At 46.8% G+C, this 20,372-nt stretch carries 18 protein-coding genes and 1 pseudogene; 11 read left to right on the top strand and 8 right to left on the bottom strand.

Going from position 1 to position 20,372, the window contains the following annotated elements:
- Window positions 1-11: 11 nt before the first annotated feature.
- Genes ACPYIV_RS10345 through ACPYIV_RS10330 form a run of 4 tightly spaced genes read left to right on the top strand, consistent with a single transcriptional unit; the run spans window position 12 to window position 3,091 of the window.
- A complete protein-coding gene (locus tag ACPYIV_RS10345; protein ID WP_293733562.1) occupies window positions 12-533 on the top strand; it encodes a single-stranded DNA-binding protein in 522 nt (173 codons plus the stop codon).
- A 25-nt stretch (window positions 534-558) separates the two neighbouring features.
- Window positions 559-1,899 (top strand): gliding motility-associated protein GldE, encoded by a 1,341-nt coding sequence (gene gldE / locus ACPYIV_RS10340; RefSeq protein ID WP_293740429.1) that lies wholly within the window; start codon window positions 559-561, stop codon window positions 1,897-1,899.
- Window positions 1,899-2,474 (top strand): gliding motility protein GldD, encoded by a 576-nt coding sequence (locus ACPYIV_RS10335; protein ID WP_293733564.1) that lies wholly within the window; start codon window positions 1,899-1,901, stop codon window positions 2,472-2,474. The genes gldE and ACPYIV_RS10335 overlap by 1 nt, the downstream gene beginning before the upstream one ends.
- The gene (locus ACPYIV_RS10330) at window positions 2,474-3,091 is read left to right on the top strand and encodes a 4'-phosphopantetheinyl transferase family protein (RefSeq protein WP_293733565.1); all 618 of its coding nucleotides are present in this window, start codon (window positions 2,474-2,476) and stop codon (window positions 3,089-3,091) included. The genes ACPYIV_RS10335 and ACPYIV_RS10330 overlap by 1 nt, the downstream gene beginning before the upstream one ends.
- On the opposite strand, the pseudogene ACPYIV_RS10325 reads toward ACPYIV_RS10330, so the two are convergent.
- Window positions 3,077-3,712, bottom strand: a pseudogene (locus ACPYIV_RS10325) (AAA family ATPase). The gene ACPYIV_RS10330 and the pseudogene ACPYIV_RS10325 overlap by 15 nt on opposite strands.
- Before the next feature lie 911 nt (window positions 3,713-4,623).
- Here ACPYIV_RS10325 and ACPYIV_RS10320 point away from each other — a divergent pair.
- Window positions 4,624-5,079 carry a hypothetical protein gene (locus ACPYIV_RS10320; protein WP_293733569.1) on the top strand — a complete coding sequence of 152 codons (456 nt, stop codon included), beginning with the start codon at window positions 4,624-4,626 and terminating at the stop codon, window positions 5,077-5,079.
- A 322-nt stretch (window positions 5,080-5,401) separates the two neighbouring features.
- A complete protein-coding gene (locus tag ACPYIV_RS10315; protein ID WP_293733570.1) occupies window positions 5,402-5,635 on the top strand; it encodes a hypothetical protein in 234 nt (77 codons plus the stop codon).
- Window positions 5,636-5,690: 55 nt separating this feature from the next.
- Here the strand turns inward: ACPYIV_RS10315 and ACPYIV_RS10310 are convergent, their stop codons facing one another.
- The 6 genes from ACPYIV_RS10310 to ACPYIV_RS10285 all read right to left on the bottom strand — a co-directional run bounded on the left by ACPYIV_RS10310 (window position 5,691) and on the right by ACPYIV_RS10285 (window position 9,869).
- Entirely contained in the window at window positions 5,691-6,431 is a 741-nt protein-coding gene (locus tag ACPYIV_RS10310) for a shikimate dehydrogenase family protein (protein WP_293733571.1), read from the bottom strand.
- 65 nt (window positions 6,432-6,496) lie between these two features.
- Window positions 6,497-7,240 carry a bifunctional demethylmenaquinone methyltransferase/2-methoxy-6-polyprenyl-1,4-benzoquinol methylase UbiE gene (gene ubiE / locus ACPYIV_RS10305; RefSeq protein WP_425886465.1) on the bottom strand — a complete coding sequence of 248 codons (744 nt, stop codon included), beginning with the start codon at window positions 7,238-7,240 and terminating at the stop codon, window positions 6,497-6,499.
- A gap of 11 nt (window positions 7,241-7,251) precedes the next feature.
- The gene (locus ACPYIV_RS10300) at window positions 7,252-8,199 is read right to left on the bottom strand and encodes a phosphoribosylaminoimidazolesuccinocarboxamide synthase (RefSeq protein ID WP_293733573.1); all 948 of its coding nucleotides are present in this window, start codon (window positions 8,197-8,199) and stop codon (window positions 7,252-7,254) included.
- Between the two features lie 25 nt (window positions 8,200-8,224).
- Window positions 8,225-9,199 carry a PhoH family protein gene (locus ACPYIV_RS10295; protein WP_293733574.1) on the bottom strand — a complete coding sequence of 325 codons (975 nt, stop codon included), beginning with the start codon at window positions 9,197-9,199 and terminating at the stop codon, window positions 8,225-8,227.
- Window positions 9,200-9,321: 122 nt separating this feature from the next.
- On the bottom strand, window positions 9,322-9,636 hold the full coding sequence (locus ACPYIV_RS10290) for a type II toxin-antitoxin system RelE/ParE family toxin (RefSeq protein ID WP_301705236.1): 315 nt from the start codon (window positions 9,634-9,636) through the stop codon (window positions 9,322-9,324).
- Window positions 9,627-9,869 carry a hypothetical protein gene (locus tag ACPYIV_RS10285; protein WP_299360521.1) on the bottom strand — a complete coding sequence of 81 codons (243 nt, stop codon included), beginning with the start codon at window positions 9,867-9,869 and terminating at the stop codon, window positions 9,627-9,629. Before ACPYIV_RS10285 ends, ACPYIV_RS10290 begins: the two co-directional genes overlap by 10 nt.
- A gap of 98 nt (window positions 9,870-9,967) precedes the next feature.
- Here ACPYIV_RS10285 and ACPYIV_RS10280 point away from each other — a divergent pair, with 98 nt between their 5' ends.
- Together ACPYIV_RS10280 and ACPYIV_RS10275 are read left to right on the top strand one after the other, a co-directional pair.
- Window positions 9,968-10,636, top strand: a complete 669-nt coding sequence (locus ACPYIV_RS10280; RefSeq protein WP_425886464.1) for a DUF5715 family protein — start codon at window positions 9,968-9,970, stop codon at window positions 10,634-10,636.
- A gap of 30 nt (window positions 10,637-10,666) precedes the next feature.
- The gene (locus tag ACPYIV_RS10275; protein WP_425886463.1) at window positions 10,667-14,155 is read left to right on the top strand and encodes an AAA domain-containing protein; all 3,489 of its coding nucleotides are present in this window, start codon (window positions 10,667-10,669) and stop codon (window positions 14,153-14,155) included.
- 47 nt (window positions 14,156-14,202) lie between these two features.
- On the opposite strand, the gene ACPYIV_RS10270 is transcribed toward ACPYIV_RS10275, so the two are convergent.
- The gene (locus ACPYIV_RS10270; protein WP_425886462.1) at window positions 14,203-14,556 is read right to left on the bottom strand and encodes a thioredoxin family protein; all 354 of its coding nucleotides are present in this window, start codon (window positions 14,554-14,556) and stop codon (window positions 14,203-14,205) included.
- A gap of 151 nt (window positions 14,557-14,707) precedes the next feature.
- Between ACPYIV_RS10270 and ACPYIV_RS10265 the strand changes: the two genes are divergently transcribed.
- The 3 genes from ACPYIV_RS10265 to ACPYIV_RS10255 all read left to right on the top strand — a co-directional run bounded on the left by ACPYIV_RS10265 (window position 14,708) and on the right by ACPYIV_RS10255 (window position 20,354).
- Window positions 14,708-15,292: an RNA polymerase sigma-70 factor gene (locus ACPYIV_RS10265; RefSeq protein WP_425886461.1), complete on the top strand. Its 585-nt coding sequence runs from the start codon at window positions 14,708-14,710 to the stop codon at window positions 15,290-15,292.
- A 251-nt stretch (window positions 15,293-15,543) separates the two neighbouring features.
- A complete protein-coding gene (locus ACPYIV_RS10260; RefSeq protein ID WP_425886460.1) occupies window positions 15,544-16,569 on the top strand; it encodes a FecR family protein in 1,026 nt (341 codons plus the stop codon).
- A gap of 479 nt (window positions 16,570-17,048) precedes the next feature.
- A complete protein-coding gene (locus tag ACPYIV_RS10255; protein ID WP_425886516.1) occupies window positions 17,049-20,354 on the top strand; it encodes a SusC/RagA family TonB-linked outer membrane protein in 3,306 nt (1,101 codons plus the stop codon).
- Window positions 20,355-20,372 lie beyond the last annotated feature (18 nt).

Below are 20,372 nucleotides of genomic sequence, written 5' to 3'. Positions count from 1 at the left end.
AGAATAGAGCTATGTCATTGAATAAAGTTATATTGATCGGTAACGTCGGACGCGATCCGGAAGTACGTTACTTCGATAGTGGTGCTGCAGTCGCCAATTTTCCGCTTGCAACATCGGATAGGGGTTATACGTTGGCCAATGGTACTGTCGTGCCGGAACGCACGGAGTGGCACAATGTTGTTGTCCGTCGTGATCTCGTTTCCTTTGTTGAAAAATGGGTGAAGAAAGGTTCCGGCCTCTATGTGGAAGGAAAGATTCGTACCCGCAGTTATGACGACCAGTCGGGAGCCAAACGCTACATAACCGAAATCCATGCAGACCGTGTCGAGTTTTACAGCATGGGTGGCGGAACAGGTACGGGCAACCGCGAAGGCGGCAACACCGGAACAGGTATGGCCAGCCAGCCAGGTGGCCAGACGCAGACAACACAGCCGTCTACCGGATACCAGCAATCTACCGGTTACCAGCAACCCGCATCCGGACAGCCGGATAACTCTTTAGATTCCAACAGTGCGGATGATCTTCCGTTCTGATATTGTTTAACTAATACTGTTCCCCTTGGACTCAGACTATTATTTATCGGGCTTATTCGACCAAGTTACTATACAGGCGCTCACGGCAGGCCCTGTGATAGCGTTAAGCCTTGCAATTCTCCTGCTGTTAGTTTCCGGCTTCGTGTCGGCTTCCGAAGTGGCATTTTTCTCGTTAACCCCGGGTGATATCAATGACATCCGGGAGGAGAATGCGCCTTCCGACCCATTAATCCAGCGTTTGCTGGATCGTTCCGAGTATCTGCTCGCCGCTATTCTGATAGCCAACAACTTCGTGAATGTGGCTGTCGTGATGCTTTGTACCTACGGTATCAATGCGATCGTCAATTTCTCCTCCGCCCCTATGCTGGGCTTTATCCTGGAGACGATTGTCCTGACCTTCCTGCTTTTGTTGTTCGGAGAGATCATGCCGAAGATTTACGCACAGAAAAACTCGTTGCGGTTCGTACGCAGTTCGGCCCCCGTGCTGAATGTCGTGGAGCGCATCTGCCGTCCGCTGTCGAAGATATTGGTCACCTCGACCAGCGTCATCAACAAGGCGTTGGTAAAGAAAAAATACGACCTTTCGGTCGACGAGCTCTCCAAAGCGTTGGAACTCACTTCCACTGAAATGCCGGAGGAGAAAGAGATGCTTTCGGAGATCATCAAGTTCTACAACAAGACCGCCGACGAGATCATGACGCCCCGTCTGGATATGGAGGATATCGATATAAAGACGAGTTTCCGCACCGTGGTCGATTTCATTATCAAATCCGGTTATTCGCGTATTCCGGTCTATGCCGATTCGGAGGATAATATCAAAGGTATCCTGTATATCAAAGACCTTTTGCCGTATGTGGAGAAACCCGACACGTTCCGTTGGCAGAGCCTGATCCGTCCGGCCTATTTCGTGCCCGAGACGAAGAAGATCGACGACCTCTTGGAAGAGTTCCGCACCAGCAAGATCCACATGGCGATCGTGGTGGACGAGTTCGGGGGCACTTCCGGCATCGTGACGATGGAGGATATCCTGGAAGAGATCGTGGGCGAGATTTCCGATGAATACGACGAAGATGAAAAGCAGTTCATCCGCCTGGCGGATGGCAGCCTTATTTTTGAAGCCAAGATATTGCTGACCGACTTCTTCCGCGTGATCGGCGCCGATCCTACCGAGTTCGGCAAACTGACCGAAGAGGTCGAAACCCTTGCCGGACTCCTGCTGGAGATCAAGGGGGACTTCCCGAGCCGCCGCGAGATCATCGAGTATGACGGCTACCGTTTCCAGATACTGGAGATCGATAACCGCCGTATCTTGAAAGTCAAGTTCAACCGTATTTCAGACCTGGACAAGGACCCGGAAGAGAAGTAATGCGTACACCAGCCGGTATAGTCTGTTTTTTGCTGTTGGCTTTGTGTGTTTCCTGCACGGAATATACACCGAAGCCACGCGGCTATTTCCGCATTGAGCCGCCTGCGCCTTCATACCAGACACTTCCGGTCGAGGATTTGCCTTATACTTTCCGGCTTTCCAGATGGGCGGAGGTGGAGCTTCCCCCGGAAGGAAATCCGGCGGGATGGATCAATCTTTCTTATCCGCAGTTGAATGTGAAGTTCTATTGCAGTTACCTGCCTGTCACTCCTGCCACGTTGGGCAGGGCGGAGCAGGAATGTCGCGCTTTGGTTGTCCGGCAGGCGAAATATCCGGACCGGATCAGGGAGCAGGCGTACAGCAATCCGGAGGCTTCGGTGTACGGTTCGCTTTTTATGCTGGATGGCGAATCCGCCTCGCCGCTGCAATTTATGTTGACCGACAGTGTCTCCCGCTTTTTCCGGGGGGCTTTGTATTACGACTGTGTACCGAATGCCGACTCTTTGGCTCCTGTCACCCGTTACCTGAAACAGGATGTCGTAGAATTGATCCAATCTTTTAACTGGAAGAAATAATGCCTCTCTTGCAGAAACATACCGGTCCGTTGTGGGGAATCTGGAAGATCGAGGAATCTTCCGATACGCTCCTTTCCCTTTTGCAGAATGGAGAAGCCTGTCTTTCGCAATTGGCGCTGATCCATGCGGAACAGCGCCGCCGGGAATGGCTTGCCAGCCGTGTGCTTTTGCAGGAGCTTACGGGTGGCCCGGCCCGTATTGCTTATCGTCCGGACGGTGCGCCTTTTCTGCCGGACTTGCCTTTGCATATCAGCATTTCCCATACGAAAGGTTATGCCGCTGTCCTGTTGCAGGAGCGTCCTGCCGCCGGTATCGACATCGAATACCGCTCCGGGCGGGTGTCGAAGATACGCAGCCGTTTTATGAACCCGGAAGAAGAGGCGGGTATAGACAAGGAACACGAAACGGAACACCTGTTGCTCCATTGGTGCGCGAAAGAGACATTGTTTAAGATGATCGGCCGGGAAGAGGTCGATTTCCTCCGCCACCTGCACGTCCGTCCGTTCCCGTATGCGGAAGAAGGAAGTTTCACCGTCTATGAAACGCGCACGGGGCAAGGCGCGGTTTATCAGTTGAACTACCTCGTCACCCCTGATTTCGTCTTAACCCGGAGTTGAATCAATCTCCCATTCCCCTATGTTCCGTTCCCCGGCATCGAAGGAGACGCCTACTTTCACTAATTGCCGCCCGTCGGCAGTGTAAGGGATCAGGTAACCTGTATGCTCGATCTGTTCCAGCGCATCAAAAGCGGAACCGTCGAGCTTGAACTTGAATACATAGATGTAGTCCTTTGTATTTACGACCTGGCGGCCTGTCTGCTGGTTGGCATGACGGATGATGTTGGCGAAACGTCCGGAAAGCGTAGTCTCACTTCCTCTTTTTCCATAGGTGTCTTCCCAGCGGTCGAGGTGAAGTTCCAGCATCTTGTTCAGTGCTTCGGGCGAATCGTATTTTTCCGCATTCAAATCGAGATGCAGCACCGGATAAGTCAGCCAATCCTATTCAAGTTTCTCAATGGCCAACCCATTGAAAAGTTCCTTTTTCCCGAGGAAGTAGGCTTCGAGAGTGGAGATGAGCAAGCTCTTTCCGAAACGTCGCGGGCGGCTCAGGAAATAAGGCTTTCCCATCGTTACGAGGCGGTAGACGATTTCCGTTTTATCTACATATACATAATTATCCCTCCGTATATCTTCGAAACTCTGTATGCCGATCGGCATCTTTCTGATCGTTGTGTTCATAAGCCGATTCCGGGTACGTTTGTGTACGGGCTTTACAAAGGTAGCATCTTCTAGTTTACTATCCAATATAGATTTAGGGCAACCGCACCAAATCCAGCAGTAACAATTTTTTATTTCTATGGAGAGAAAAACCCGTTTTTGTCCCGAATAATTTTTTCTTAAGTGCCTGCTAATTCTGTAATCGGTGTCAGTGACTTTATAATCAGTGGTTGTGATTATATAATTGCTGGCACTGATTTTATAATCACTGGCACTGATTACAGAATTGATAGGCATTCCGATGTTTTTTTATGCCTATGTAGATAAGTTTTCTTGTAGCGGGGATAGATTATTCCTTATATTATGTAGTCCATAAGATCGTATTGCTTAAAAATGAATTTGGTGCGGTCGCCCTGATATAATAAGGATAAAAAGACTTTATTTGTCAGTTTTTTGGTAACTTGCAAATGTTTCAAACTTTTTAATCTTAATGGCTTATGAAAGTGTCAAAAATTATCTTTGGATTGATTCTCCTATGGATTGAGGTAGCGAGTGTGTCAGCCCAGGTTGAAACTCGTTCCTACCCAGAGGGTGACGCTTTGGCGGGAACTCGTTTTGAAAACCTGTTACAGACATTTATTATTCTCTTGATTTCGAATGGTCTGTTACTCCTTCTGCGGAAGTAGAACCTTTCTCTTCCGATCCGCGGAGTTGTAATATCCGGTTTACTAGTCCAGGTACTTATACCATTCAATGCAGAAGCAAAACGAGTTGCGGTTACCAGCCCGGCGGAGCTACGACGCTTACGGTTACTACATCCGGCGCTCGTTATGCAATCTCTCAAAAGGGACTACAACTGTCGATCTTAGTAGTTCCAAGGCGGGATTTTATCTCGTTAAAATCAATGGTTCAACTTATAAAATTATTTTGCAATGAAAAAAGACAATATTAATTTAACGATCCTTCTCTGCTTGTTGCTCTCGTTTTGCAGCGGTTTTGCGTCCTGCGGGGACGATGAGAAGGAGTATACCCCTTGGATCGAGGTTGCGTTGGAAAAAGCGGATGTGGTTTATCTGGAATCCAATACGCTTTATGGTATAACCAATAAGGAGGGAGAACTGCAGATACGAGTGATAGACGGTAAGATACAATATCGGATTTATTATCGGCATCAGGATGGTTCTGAATTGTATTTTAATCCTGTCAATTTGCCGGAGTCTTTGTTTTCGGATTACTCTTTTGGTGATTCATTTGGAACGTTTGTCACGATAGGCGTTATTCGGTTCTCTGGCGAAGTGAAGCCTCGTTTAGAAGGAATGGAGTGTACTCCGATCGTGTTGGATTATGCGGAAATAATTTTGAATTGGTTTCTTGACGGTTTAGGGTAATTGCATCAGAGTAATATTTCTAACCTAATATGAGAGGAGAGTTATTGGCGGTAAATAAGGAAGGAAAGATACAATTTCTGATAAGATATAGGCATCAAAATGGTTCGGAAACGTATTATTGCCCCGTCAACTTGCCGGATTCCTTCTTATTGGAATTTTTCATGTTGGAGTCTTATCATGTAATAGGCGAAGTCCCTTGTGATATTGGCTTTATTACTTTTTCCGGAGAAATCAAACCCCTGTTGGAAGGAATGGAATATGATCCGGTTGTATTGACGTATGCGAAAATCAGTCCGCTTTGTAATCTTGATAACTGATGATTATGAAAACGTGGAAATATAAGACAATGCTCATTTGCTTGCTACTCGTCTTTTGCAGTGGTTTTGCATCCTGCGGGGACGATGAGAAGGAAGATGAAATGCGTTCCTATATTGGATGTCAGATAAAATTCAATGGTGCGGTGAAAGTAAAGCCGGATAGTTTGGAGTATAATCCGATCGTGTTGACTTATGCGAAAGCACATTTCAAATATCCGATGCCAACACCGGTAGATTGAGTATGTATGGGTTTGAAATAATCGAGAGGGGGCTTCCTGCAGCCCCCTTTTTTCTTTATTTCTGCCAGATCTCCCAAGCCGCGAACGCTTGTAGCAGGAGCATTTCGAGTCCGTTCTTGACGACGGCTCCTTTCTCTTTCCCTTTCTTCATGAAGAGGGTTTCGTCCGGGTTGTACAAGAGGTCGTACAGCAGGTGGTTCGGAGTCACGAGGTCGTAGGGGATGTCCGGGCAGGCATCGATGTTCGGGAACATTCCCAGCGGAGTCGTGTTGACGATGACGGTGTATTGCTCCATCGTCTTGGGCGTGATCTCATCGTAGGTGATGCAAAATTCTTTCGGTTTGCGTGAAACCAGCGTGGCGCCGACGCCTAATTGCTTCAATCCTTGGAAGACCGCTTTCGAAGCGCCTCCCGTTCCTAAGATCAGGGCCTTGCGGTGCGTCTCGTTCAGGAGCGGCTCGATGGAACGCTTGAAACCGATGATGTCGGAGTTGTAGCCTTTCAGCTTTTTGCCGAAGAGGCCTTTTGTGAATTTGATGACGTTGACGGCGCCGATCAGGCGGGCGTCTTCGTCCAGATCATCTAAGTAGGGAATGACTTGTTCCTTGTAGGGGATCGTGACATTCAGGCCGTTCAATTCCGGGTTGTCTTTTAATACAGTCTTCAGATCTTTGATGTTCGGGATCTCGAAGTTAAGATAAGTTGCATCGATCTTTTCGGATTCGAACTTCTGGTTGAAGTAGTTCTTCGAAAAAGAGTGTCCGAGGGGATATCCAATTAAACCATATTTTTGCATGACCTGTAAATTAAGATGATTAATATTGTTACCGTTGTTTCGTAGGGGCGGCTTGTGAACCGTCCTTATTCCTTACTGCCCGTATAAAGCGAGCAAATGCCGAAAGTGAAAGTGTGCGAACGGGCTTCGCTGAAACCTACCCGGCTGAGCAGGTCGGTCATTACTTTCCCTTGCGGGACGACTTTGATGGAGGCCGGCAGATAACTGTAGGCCGTATGCTCTTTTGAAAGCAGGCGTCCGACGGTGGGGATCACGACCTTCGAGTAAATATTGTAGAGCTGTTTCATCGGGAAATGCACCGGCGAGGACAGTTCCAGGATCATTAGATGGCCGCCAGGCTTCAGCACCCGGTACATCTCGGCGATCCCTTGTTCTATGTTCTCGAAGTTCCGTACTCCGAATGCGGCAGTGACGGCGTCGAACGAGTTGTCCGGATAGGTCAGCGCCGTGCAGTCCTGGTATTCGAACGTGATGTGGCCCGACAATCCGGCTTCGGCTACTTTCTGTCGTCCGACTTCCATCATGCCCTCCGAGATGTCGGCCCCGACGATGCGGTCGGCTTTCAGACGGCGGTACATGGAGATAGCCAGGTCTCCCGTGCCTGTGGCGATATCGAGGATCGAGGCGGGAGAAAAAGGACGCAGGAAAGCAATCCCTTTCCTGCGCCATATTTTGTCGATACCCAGCGAGAGCGTATGGTTCAGCTGATCGTATGTACCAGCGATGGAGTCAAACATACGCCTGACTTGTGTAGCTTTGTGCTCCTCGTTGTTGTAGGGTAGAATCTGTTCTGAACCGTACTTCGTCATATCCGTTTATCTTATTTGTTGAGATATTCGGTTACGTTCTTTTCGATGCGTGACAACAGGTTGTCCGTATCGCCTTTTTCGAACTTCTCGCCTGTGATGTGTTCGAACAACTCGATGTAGCGTTCGCTGATGCCTTCCACGATAGCCGGAGTCATTTCAGGAACTTTCTGGCCGGCTTTACCCTGGAAACCGTTTTCCATCAACCATTCGCGGACGAATTCTTTGGAGAGCTGTTTCTGCGGTTCGCCTTTGGCAAAACGTTCTTCGTATCCTTCGCTGTAGAAATAGCGGGAGGAGTCCGGTGTATGGATTTCGTCCATCAGGTAGATCTTGCCGTCGTGTTTGCCGAATTCGTACTTCGTGTCGACGAGGATCAGGCCACGTTCGGCTGCGATTTCCGTGCCGCGTTTGAAGAGCGCGAGCGTGTATTTCTCCAGCAGTTCGTATTCTTCGGGAGTAGCCAGGCCCTGGGCGAGGATTTCTTCTTTGGAGATGTCGGCATCGTGTTCGCCGATCTCGGCTTTTGTCGTCGGGGTAACGATCGGTTCGGGGAAACGTTCGTTTTCACGCATACCTTCCGGCAGTTTTACACCGCAGATTTCGCGTACGCCGCTCTTATAAGCACGCCATGCACTTCCGCAGAGGTAACCGCGTACAATCATTTCAACGGGGAATCCCTGGCACATAACGCCTACGGTCACCATCGGATCGGGAGTGGCCAGTTTCCAGTTCGGGCAAATGTCAGTAGTCGCATCTAAGAATTTGGCGGCGATCTGGTTTAGCATCTGTCCTTTGTAAGGGATACCTTCCGGCAGGACTACGTCGAATGCCGAGATACGGTCTGTTGCAACCATCACCAATACGTCGTCGTTGATGTTGTAAACGTCGCGTACTTTACCATGATAGACACTCTTCTGTCCTGGGAAATTGAAGTCTGTTTTTGTTAATGCCTTCTTCATACCTTTGTTTTTATGGGGGCGCTTATCAGGCGTCCTGACTGTTATTAATGTTGTTTTTTATACGTTTGCTGTCGAACTTGTCGTAGGCTTCGACGATACGCTGGACGAGCTTATGGCGGACGATGTCCTTTTTCTCGAATTCGATTTTGCCGATTCCCTTCACACCTTTCAGGATTTGCATGGCCTGTATGAGTCCGGAAGTCGCTGACGGCGGGAGGTCGATCTGCGTCACGTCTCCGGTAATGATCATTTTGGCATTCATGCCGAGGCGGGTGAGGAACATCTTGATCTGGTGCGTTGTCGTGTTCTGGGCTTCGTCGAGGATGATAACCGCGTCGTTCAGCGTCCGTCCGCGCATAAAGGCTAAGGGGGCGATCTGGATCACGTTGTTCTCCATATACTCCTTCAGTTTGGCTCCCGGTATCATATCCTGCAGGGCGTCATACAAAGGTTGGAGATACGGATCGAGCTTATCCTTCATCTCGCCGGGGAGGAATCCTAATTTCTCGCCGGCTTCCACTGCGGGGCGGCTCAGGATGATCTTGCGGATTTCCTTGTTCTTAAGAGCTTTTACGGCGAGGGCTATGGCGACAAATGTTTTACCTGTCCCGGCGGGGCCTGTGGCAAAGACGAGGTCGTTTTCTTCGAATGCTTTGACAAGGCGTTGCTGGTTTTCCGTGCGGGCGACGATCGGTTTGCCGTTCATCCCGTGGATGATCAGGTTTTCCTGCTTGGTGATTACCGGGGCTTTGCCTTTGATGATATCCAGTATGACATCTTCGCTGAGCGAGTTGAATTCTTCACAATATTTCTCTACCTCGCGAATTTTCTTGAGAAAGAGTTCCGACTCGTCTTCGTCTCCGATCACTTTCATCACATTTCCCCTTGCCACTATGCGCAACTTGGGGAACAATGTCTTGATCAATTGCATATTGACATTGTTTACTCCGTAGAAAATCACCGGATCTACGCTCTCAAGAATATAAATTCGTTCAATCATTCAATTCGTTTTAGTTCTGCCTTTGTCACGGACTTTTGCCGCTTTCATTCAGGCAGACAAAATTAGTAATATTCTTTATGTAAAAAGAAATTGTGAGGTATTTTGTTGCGTCTTCATGAAGATTATTTGAACATTTCTTGCAGGCGCCAGTTTTCCTGGCGACAATCCCATACTGCATGAATTTCGATCAATTCATCCGTTACCGTGTAAATCAGCTTGTAATGCTTCTCGACGACAAGGGAACGAAATTCGCAATCATATTCTTTCAGTAGCGGTTCGATAGGTCCGCCTTGCGGAAAAACGCGTAAAGGTTCGGCAGAATCCAATAGTTTGTTGTATAAACGGATAGCTGCGGTTTGGCTCTTTTTACTGTAGAATCTGTAAATGTTGTCAAGTAAGGCAATGGCATTATCTGACCAGGCTATTTCTATTCGCATAGTGGGTGTCGTTTACGTAATTCTTCCGTAGTCATATATCGTCCATGTTTAAAATCTTCTCTTGATTTATTTAACACTGCTTTCAATTCATCCAGCGTCATCTGTGCCGGATAGCGCGTTTCCTTCTTCTCTGTGGCAATGCTGATCAGGTTCTTGATCTGCGTCAACAGCTTTACATCGTCGATCGTTTTCAACTGTTCGATAAGCGATAATCTTAATTCCAATGCGTCCATACAATTAGCTATTTAGTTTATATTCGGATTCACAAAAATAGTCATTAATATTTTGAAATCTGTGAATCTTAGTTACTTTTGTTTCCGCTAAAAGAAAAATGATGAAGAAGATTGTATTTAATATTTGGTTGATGGTTGTTGCTTGCTCGGTGGCAGTGATATGTTCGTCTTGTGGAAAAAAGGAAGAACGCGGTGAGTTGAAACGTATCTGGTATAACGGAAGTTACAACCGCGACTTTAAAGATTTGAACGATGTGCATCTGGCCGAGGCCGAGCGTATCGGTATCAAACCAGCATCGAACCGTGAAGAAGCGGAGAGGGTGAAAAAGGAGATGGAAGAGATCGAAACCAACGAATATTATGAAGTGGAAAAGCTGACGCATTCCATTCCCTATCTGATTCCTTCGGCAGCACAGTTGCTGGAAGATATCGGACATAACTTCCAGGATTCCCTACGGAATCTGAATGCTTCGATCTATAAAGTCAAAGTGACCAGTGTCACCCGTACGGTCGATGATGTCAAGAACCTGAAAAAAAGAAATACAAACTCTTCCCAGAACTCGGCCCATCGCTACGGGACGACCTTCGATGTCTCGTGGGCTCGCTATGCCAAAGTAGACGAGAGCGACACCTTGAATATAGACAAAGACCGGTTAAAGATGGTGCTGGCAATGGTTTTGCGCGACTTGAAGCGGGAAGAGCGTTGCTATGTCAAGCATGAACGCAAGCAGGGTTGTTTCCATATAACCGTTCGGGAAAAGAAATAAAAAGATACGACACAACGGCTAACTAATCGAATGGACAAAAAACTACTGAAATACTGGAAAAACTGCCTGCTGGATGCAGAACGGAAGAGCAGGTCGTTAAAGAAAGAGGCGCGGGTTACCTTGCGGATAGGCGATAAGGTTCCGGAATTTATCCTTCGTAAAGACATTCCCCTGCTTTTCCCGAAAGAGAAACAAAAGAAGAATGACGAGAAACGTAAAATACAGATTGCCCCTTGTGTCTTTCTTCCTGAGTATGAAAACGGATGGACTTCCAAGCAGAATGTTCCGGAATACTCCTTTCTGATTACCGCGACATTATTGCCGGACGGAACTTTTCAGGTCTGTGACAACAAATCTGAACGTATACCGGTTTTTGTCCGTAAGTTTCTGGCTCCGAATGCGCGCAATGACAGAACTATTGCTTCCCTTTCGAATGTGGACCGGCTTTTAAGTGAGTTCGATACCGAAGAGACGGATTGGAAGAAATATTGGAATGCCTGTGAAACCCTGTTCCGGGATGCGACCGGCCTGACTTTCCGGGAAATGAACTACGCCGACAAGCCTGAAATCATCGTTGTGAAAGCACCCGGACGGGGAATGGCTCAAAAGATCATTAATCTGTATGATAAGTTATTGGAAAGTAAATCTTCCCACCCTTTACTGGAACTTCTGATCCGTAAAAAGCAGGAAAGATTGCTACCTGTGCCGGATAAACAGCAAGTCTATTGCAATAGATCCCATTGGGCACAGATGAGTGGCGAGTTCCCTTTGTCCGTTTCCCAACGTGAGACGCTTGCTATGTATACGGAACCGGGCTGTTCCGATATTTTTGCAGTTAACGGACCTCCGGGAACAGGTAAAACAACCTTTCTGCAGACAGTGATTGCCAACCGGATCGTCCATACCGTACTGGATCATCCGGATGATCCGGATATCATCGTAGCCAGTTCCGCCAATAACCAGGCGATTACCAATATTCTGAAAGATTTCAAGATCGAACAGCCTGCTGAAGGTAAGCCGGTAAACCAGCTGTCTCTCCGCTGGTTACCCGGTTTGGATACGTTGGGATTGTATTTGTCCGGCAAAGACGAGCAGAAGGATCAGTATAAAATGATGTTTAACACGAAAGGTGACGGCTTTCCGAATGAATATGATGATCCTGCCCGGTTGGAAGAATATCGCAGGTTCTATTTGGAACATTTCAATCGTTTCTTTCGGACGGCTTGCCGGGATGAAGTCGCATGCCAGCGCTTCCTTCGTAGGCAAATGAAGAAGATACGGGATAAGATCGAAACCTGCCTGGATGTTGCCTGTTTCAAACAGTATGGAAAAGAAATGGGGGATAAAGGGTTTTTAAGTAGACTGCTACGTAAATTTCAAAAGCTTCCAAGCTATGAAGAAGTGATAAGTGGCTGGGAGCAGACGAAGGATTTTAAAAAACGCTATGACACGCTGACTGCCAACCCGGAATATAGTGCCCTTCCTTATACGGAAGATATGGCGGTGCGGTTAGATATCAGTTACCGTTATCTCTTGTTTTGGTATGCCATCCATGACCGCGAAGCCGAGTTCATCCGCCGGTTGGCCGAATGCGACAAAGAAGAGGAAACCCGTGGCCGCGAAGATTATACCGAACGGTTGAAGAGGCTGGCCTGTGTGATGCCCGTCTTTATTTCGACTTTCCATTCTTTGCCGAAATATATGGTTTGTGTGGATAACGGGGAGTGGGATGCGCCGCTCTATGATTCGATCGATTTGTTGATTGTGGATGAATCGGGACAGGTGTCTCCCGAACTGGCTATCCCTTCTTTCAGCCTTGCCCGTCAGGCTATTTTGGTGGGAGACGTGGAACAGATCGAACCGATATGGTCTATCTCGGACGAATATTCTTGTATCAATTTGCAACGTTTCGGCCTGATCTCCTCCGAATCCGATAAGCGGTATGCGTTCCTGTATGAAAACGGTTTCCTGTCTTCATCCGGAAGTATCATGAAGATGGCTCGGAAGAGTTGTAGCTTTGAAGTCGCAGGAGAAAGAGGTGCTTTCCTGACCGAACACCGGCGTTGCGTCGATCCGATTATTGCTTACTGCAACGACTACGTGTATCATGGCCGGTTGTTGCCGAAGAAGGGAAACAAGGTAAAGTATAAAGACTTGCCGCCCAAAGGGTATGTCCATGTAAACGGAGTCAGCGAAAAAGGAGAGACGGGTAGTGTCTTAAACAAGGCGGAAGCGGCCGCAATCGTCTCCTGGCTCGAAAAGGAAAAAGACAAGCTGGAAAGCGTTTATAAGGATCCGGTTTGTAAAATAGTGGCGATAGTCACTCCCTTTAAAGCGCAGGAAGAAATCATCCGCCACCTCGCGAAACAATCGCCGGAGGCGGAAGCGTTTGCCGGCATGACGATCGGTACCGTTCATTCTTTGCAGGGGGCGCAGTGCCCGGTCGTGATTTTTTCGTCGGTCAATTCTCCCGGTGATGCTTCTTATTTTATGGAGCAGGGAGGAAAATACAATATGCTCAATGTGGCTGTTTCACGCGCACAGTATCATTTTCTGGTGTTCGGGAACATGAATATATTTCATTCCGAACGGAATACGCCCGTCGGTAACCTGGCAAAATGGTTGTTTGACGATCCTGCTAACGAAGTGTCCGGCAATTTCATCTATCTACAGAAGGAGCCGCTTTGCCGCTATCAGCCTGCCGAACGTTTATCGACTTTGGAAGCGCATACCGGTTTGTTGCAGCAGGCATTTAAAGAATCGGCAAAAAGGTTGCTGATCGTTTCTCCTTTTATATCGATCCGGGCGATCGAGCATGATAACCTTTTACCTCAAATGCGGGAAGCCGTAGAACGGGGCGTGGAAGTCGTGGTGTATTCCGATTCCCGTTTGGATTATAATGGACAAACCGGTTCGTTGCGGGAGGAGGCCGATGCCGGGCGGAAGGCTTTGGTCGAAAACGGCATCAAGCTGATTCTGTTGAAAGGCATTCATAATAAATCGCTTGCTATTGATGATTCTGTCTTGGTGGAAGGTTCCTTTAACTGGCTTTCCGCAAGCAGGGACGAGGCCTATTCCCGTCATGAATGTTCCGTGAAACTGCTTTCTCCCGAAGCAGCGAAACATATTTCAAACTTGATGAAGGAATTGGAAGCCATAGAACCCGAATCTGTTTTCTTCAAGCCTGTTCCCGTATCTGTCCCGAAACGACTTCCGGTCGAAAATAAGATATGTCCGGGTTTCTTTGATGCCGATCCGGTAAACACTTGTACAGATGAAGATATAGCCGGTTTCAAGCAGCGCATCCGGCAGTTGGGAATCCAGAAAACGGATGTCTCCGAGTCGATTATGAAAGTCCGTAAACAATCTCCCCGTCATTATGAACCCTGGTCGGATGAAGAATGCCGGATATTGCAGGAGTTAATGCAGAAGACAAATGATCTGAATATATTTTGTTCCTGCTTGCAGCGGACGCCCCGTTCGATCCGTATAAAAGTTGAAGGGATGGATCAGGATTAGCGGTCCGCTTCCTGATTCATCCCCTTGGCTTTATCTCTAACTATATATTATAAGATGCCTTCGATCACTTTGCGAAGTTCCGGTTTCCCCATCGTTCCGAGCATCATTTCCCTGTTTCCGTCCATGCGGCAGAGGAGTAAAGTCGGGATTGTCCGGATCTTGAAAGCCGCCTCCAGCTCTTCTTCATTGTCCACGTTTACTTTATAGATATAAAGTTTACCGTCATATTCCTTTGCAAACTCGTCCAATATCGGAGCCAGGCGTTTGCAGTAACCGCACCAGGGCGCATGAAAGTCTACGATACAAGGCTTGTCTCCTATATATTTCCAATCTTTGGGATTTTCTTCAAAGTTTCCTACTCGCTGTATAAATTCCGCTTTTGTTAATTCAATGGGTGTCATAATGTTTCCTTTTATTATTGATACTGCAAAGATACATATAATATGGTTGTATTGTAAATGGCAATATCGCTCATAGAGTTGTCAATATTTCCTTTCTACCGGAGTTAAATGAAAAATATCCGTATTTTTGTCTTCCTAAAGTTATATACTCATGTCATCAGAAAGATACGTTCAAGATTTTGCGGCGTTGGAAGCTCTGTTCAAGCGTTTTTATAAACCCTTGCGGGCGTATGCTTTCCGTTTTGTTAACGACAAGGATTTGTCTGAAGATATCGTGCAGGATGTCTTTTTTGAACTTTGGCAACGACGTGAAAGCATCCGCTTTGAGGATGCCGCTGTGAAGTCCTATCTTTTCAAGGCGGTTTATACGCATTCCTTGAATGCGCTGAATAAAAAGCTGGATAATGTGTACACGTTGGAGCCGGCAAGAGAACCGGATATTTTGGATCACTATGTCACTTCTTATATGCAAAACTCCGAACAGAACTTGTTATTGAAAGAACTGGAAGATGAAATCATGTCCTATATAAACACCCTTCCCCCTCAATGTCATAAAATATTTATGCTAAGCCGGAGCTACGGGTTGAAAAACCGCGAGATAGCGGATCAACTCGGTATTAGCATCAAAGCGGTTGAAAAGCAGATAAGCAAAGCTCTTTACGGCCTGAAGGAACATCTTGTCAAAAAAGACTTATTACCTCTATTGGTGCTGGCCGTAACTTGTCTTTCCCATTAATGGTGTCTTTTTCTCATACCAGTGAGAAATTTTTCTCATACCAGTGAGAAATTTTTCTCATCCAGATGAGTATTTATTCTCATGCAGATGAGTATTTTTTCTCATGGCTTTGAGAATCGTGAGAAAAAAGCATCCGGTGGGTTAGCGAGTTACACATGCCGGGCAATTATTCTTTTGGGGAAAAGAAATTTTTTACGGGAGAAGGTAGGGTAAAAACATCTTTTCTTGTATTATTAATAAACGTATCTGTAATGGAAGAAAGAACAAGCGATATCAACGAAATCATAATCCGCTATCTGGATGGTACGGCTGAACTGGAAGAGAAGATGTTATTGCTCCGGTGGCTGAAACAATCGGATGGCAACCGGGATGATTTTACTGCAACCCGCGACCTGTGGCTGTCTTGTAATGTCGCTGCCGGAAATGAGTTGGAGGTCGATGTCGCTTTGGGAAGACTGAAAGACCGTATCTTGCTGGAGCAAGACCGGATGGGAAGAGAATCGCGTACGAAGAAAAAAACATTATCGGTCGTTTTGCGTTGGACACGGATAGCGGCCGTGTTGCTGCTTTTGTTGGGAATAGGCTACGGTATCGGAAGTAGGAGGGAGCATTCCGCTCCCGATGTCATAGTGCAGAATCAGCTGATAACGGCGAAAGGAAGCAAAGGCCGGTTTACACTGCCGGACGGATCGGTTGTCTGGCTGAATTCAGCAACCAAACTGACTTATCCGAATCAGTTTGCCGATGACAGGCGGTTAGTCTCTTTGGAAGGAGAAGCCTATTTCGAAGTGGCGAAAGATGCGAAAAAACCTTTTGTCGTACAGGCGGGAGAGATAGATGTGGAGGTCTTGGGTACTTGCTTCGACCTCGATAGCTATTCTTCCGGTGAATTTGTAGAGACCGCTTTGCTGAACGGCAGTGTGAAGATATCGGGAAAAGCTTTGAAAGATCCGGTTTACTTGAAACCGAATGAACTGTTCAGATACCGCAAGTCGGATCAGATCGCCTCTGTCGAAGAAGCGAAAGTCGGTTTGTATGCCGACTGGATCAAGGACCGCCTGGTGTTTGACAACGACTGCCTGTCTGATATCCTGATCAGTATGGAGGGACGCTATAATATGGATATCGAATGCCCGAAGCAGTTTGCCGCTTCCACTCGCCTTTCTTTCACGATCCGGCAGGAGAGCATCGAAGAGGTGATGGAGGCAATGAGCCAGATTGTTCCGGTCAAGTATGAGATAAAGGGAAATAAACTGTATATAACCCCTTTGGAATAGATGTTTAACGTTTAAAACAAATTGCTTATGGGAAAAAACAAATGATGTTATCGTGAGAGCAAAAAGGCAGATGTGTGCAGATATCTGGTATTCGTCTGTCGAAAATATTAATTAACCTATCGTCCGGTATTTGTTTCCGGCGGTAAAGTTTAACTGAAAATCTATGTAGAATATGATTTATTTTAACCGAAAGGATCTTTTGTATTCTTTTATCCAAAAAGAAATCAGGGTGATAAAATTAGCCCTGTTTATGTTAACTGTCATGCTAACTGGGCTTTCTGCTACCGAGTCTTATTCTCAGACTGTCCGGATTAGTCTCAATATGAAAAACTCAACAGTCAAGGAGGTTTTAAAGAAAATTGAAAATTCCAGTGAGTTTACGTTCTTTTATAATGACGAAATAATAGACGTGGACAAACGTGTCACTTTGAATGCTGAGGATCTCAGTATATCAGATATACTGACTACAATTCTCCCGAATTGTAGTCAGTATATCAGATATACTGACTACAATTCTCCCGAATTGTAGTTATAAGATTTCTAATAAAAACATTATTATTACAGTCAAAGAAACCGATGTTCTCCAACAAGGGAAGATTATCACTGGAGTTGTCCGGGATGTCAATGGTGAACCGGTTATCGGTGCGAATGTTTCGGTAAAAGGCACTACCAATGGGACAATAACCGATATGGACGGGAAATTTACTCTGGAAAACGTAGCTGACAATTCAAAACTTTCGATCTCCTATATCGGCTATGTGGCCCAAGAGGTTGCTGTAGGTAATAAAGGAGTTTTTGAAATCGTGTTGAAAGATGATACGCAAGCTCTCGAAGAAATTGTCGTTGTCGGTTATGCTGCCCAGAAGAAGGTGAATTTGACCGGATCTGTAGCCAGCCTCAATTTTACGGATGAGAAATTGAACCGTCCTGTTACCACGATTGCAGCATCGTTGTCAGGTATGGCAGCCGGTGTCAATGTGATGAACACCAGTAGCCAGCCGAATGCCGAAGGGTCTTCTATCCTGATCCGTGGTGTGGGTACGATGAATGATGCCGGTCCGCTGATCCTTGTAGACGGAATGGAAATGAGTCTCAATGAAGTGAACCCGAACGATGTGGCTTCGATCTCCATCCTGAAAGATGCCGCCTCTTGTGCCATCTACGGTAACAGAGGTGCCAATGGGGTAATCCTGGTGACGACGAAACGTGGTTCGGATGGAAAGATCAACGTGACCTACTCGGGTAAGTTCTCCTATCAGACTCCGGCCAAGCTGATTCGTCAGGTAACGGACTATGCGGATTATATGGAGTTTGTCAACGAAGGGTATCTCAATACAAACCAGGCTGCCAAGTTCTCCCAGTCGACCATCAACGAATGGCGTGAAGCAGCCAATAACCCGAACGCGACGAATGCCGCCGGCATACCGAATTATGTGACGCATCCTAATACGGACTGGTATGACGTTGTTTATGATCCGAAATGGATGCAGGAACATACCATCAGCCTGACCGGTGCGGAAAAGCGTACCAGTTATGCGATTTCGGGTACTTACCTGAACAATCCGGGTTTGGTCATCGAATCGGGCGTAAAGAAATATTACCTGCGGAGCGATATAGAGTCGAGAGTGACCGATTTCCTGACCGTTGGAATGCGTGCTTGGGGATATAATGCCGACCAGGATCGTAATAACCTGGGGGATATGTGGGGGCTGAATATGCAGAAGGTGACTCCCGGTGTTTATCCTTATTATGACGGTAAATATGGTGGAATCGAAACCAACGAAGAAGATGGACAGGCTGGAAACCCGTTGCTGAACATGAGTAACTCGTATGGTTACTACAAGCAGAACAAATATTTTGTGAATCCCTATCTGGAAGTGAAGTTCTTGAAAGACTTCAAGTTTACGGCCAACTTCTATTATGACCAGTTTACGAACCACCACAGATGGCAACCGTCTGATTATAAAGAACAGTACAGCTTCAATCGCGCGATGACCTTGAACACGCCTCCGACCTCTACGGATATGGCTACTTATAAGGTGTATGACTGGGAAAGACGTGAAAAGTACTGGAAAACCAATATGTTGGTAAGTTGGGCGCATACTTACGGAAAGCATGATGTGGGCGCATTGGTCGGTTATGAAGAATCGCGTAACTGGGGAGACGAAGTGGATATCTGCAAGGAAGGTATGTCAAGCATTAATTTGACGGACTTCAATGCAATGACGGATCCTTATTACATCAAGGGGGCTTCATACGAATATTCTTCCCGTTCTTGGTTCGGCCGTATCAATTATGCGTTTGACAACCGTTACTTGTTCGAAATGAATATGCGTTATGACGGTTCTTCCCGTTTCTCCCCCGATTCCCGTTGGGGATTGTTCCCCTCTTTCTCTGCCGGTTGGCGTATTTCTGAAGAGGAATTCATGAAAGACGTGGATTGGTTGAGCAATTTGAAGTTGCGTGCATCTTGGGGTAAACTGGGTAATAACTCTATCGGCAACTACGAGTGGCAGGCGCTTTACGGTTCCGGTTACAACTATGCCTTCAACGGCAATAAAACCAATGGTTTGGCCATGACGACTTTCTCCAATTATGCTTTGGAATGGGAGGAGACGGCTATTACCAACATCGGTCTTGATTTTGGTGTCTTGAACAATCGTTTGAACGGAACGATCGAAGTATATGACAAGAAGACGGATGGTATCTTGTATCGTCCGACGCTCCCGGAATCTCTGAACCAGTTTACTTCTCCGCTTCAGAATCTGGCAGGTGTCAACAACAAAGGGATTGAAATTACCTTGGGCTGGAATGACCGTGTTGGAGATGTCTCTTACTCGGTTTCCGGAAACTTCACTTATAACAAAAATAAAGTGACGAAATACAAAGGGGAACTGGTTCGCGAATGGCGTACGGATGCCAACGGCAACAAAGTGTGGTACCAGAATGTCGGGACAGTGGCGAATGGTTGGTCTAACTTGATCGTGGAAGGCCATGAAATGAATGAATACTACATGATGAACCCCTATAAAGGTAATGGTTCTTATTTCAATGGCGATGGGACGGTGAATGTCAATGGTGGACCGAAAGACGGTATGATCCGTACCGAGGCTGATATGAAATGGTTGCAGGCGATGTTTGATGCCGGGTACAAGTTTTACCCGAACCAAGCGATCGGCAAGGATAAGATTTGGTATGGTGATATGATTTATGCCGACTATAACGGAGACGGTATTTATGGTAATGACGATGACAGAGATTTTCAAGGGGTTTCTTGGAGACCGAAATACTACTTCGGCTTGCAGGCAAGCATGACATGGAAAGGTTTCGACCTGTCGATGAACTGGGCAGGTGCAGCCGGATTCAAGATTGATTATTACAAACAGACACAAAACAGCGTCAGTGTCACGCACGGATATGGTCTCGGCTACGACATCGCTTATGACCACTATTTCTTCGATCCTGAAAATCCGAGTGATCCGCGTACGAACATTTACTCCGAAACACCGCGTCTTGTCGGTTATCAGAACAGCGGCCAGGCAAGTGCTACCAGCTCTTGGCATCTGAAGAATGGTAACTACATGAAGCTGAAAAACCTGACGATCGGATACACTTTCCCGAAAGAGTGGATGAAAGTGGCCTTCATTCAGAATGCGCGTGTTTATCTGTCCGGCGAAAACTTGCTGACGATCACGAAATTCGAAGGAAGCGATCCGGAACGTATGGCCGGCGACGGTTATCTGCCGATCCGCCAATATACGGTCGGTGTTAATGTGACATTCTAATTTAAATTGTGAAAAAAG

The organism is Parabacteroides vesiculifaciens, assembly GCF_049860805.1.
In the GTDB taxonomy this organism is placed as follows: domain Bacteria; phylum Bacteroidota; class Bacteroidia; order Bacteroidales; family Tannerellaceae; genus Parabacteroides.
This window is presented reverse-complemented; position numbering and strand designations above follow the sequence as displayed.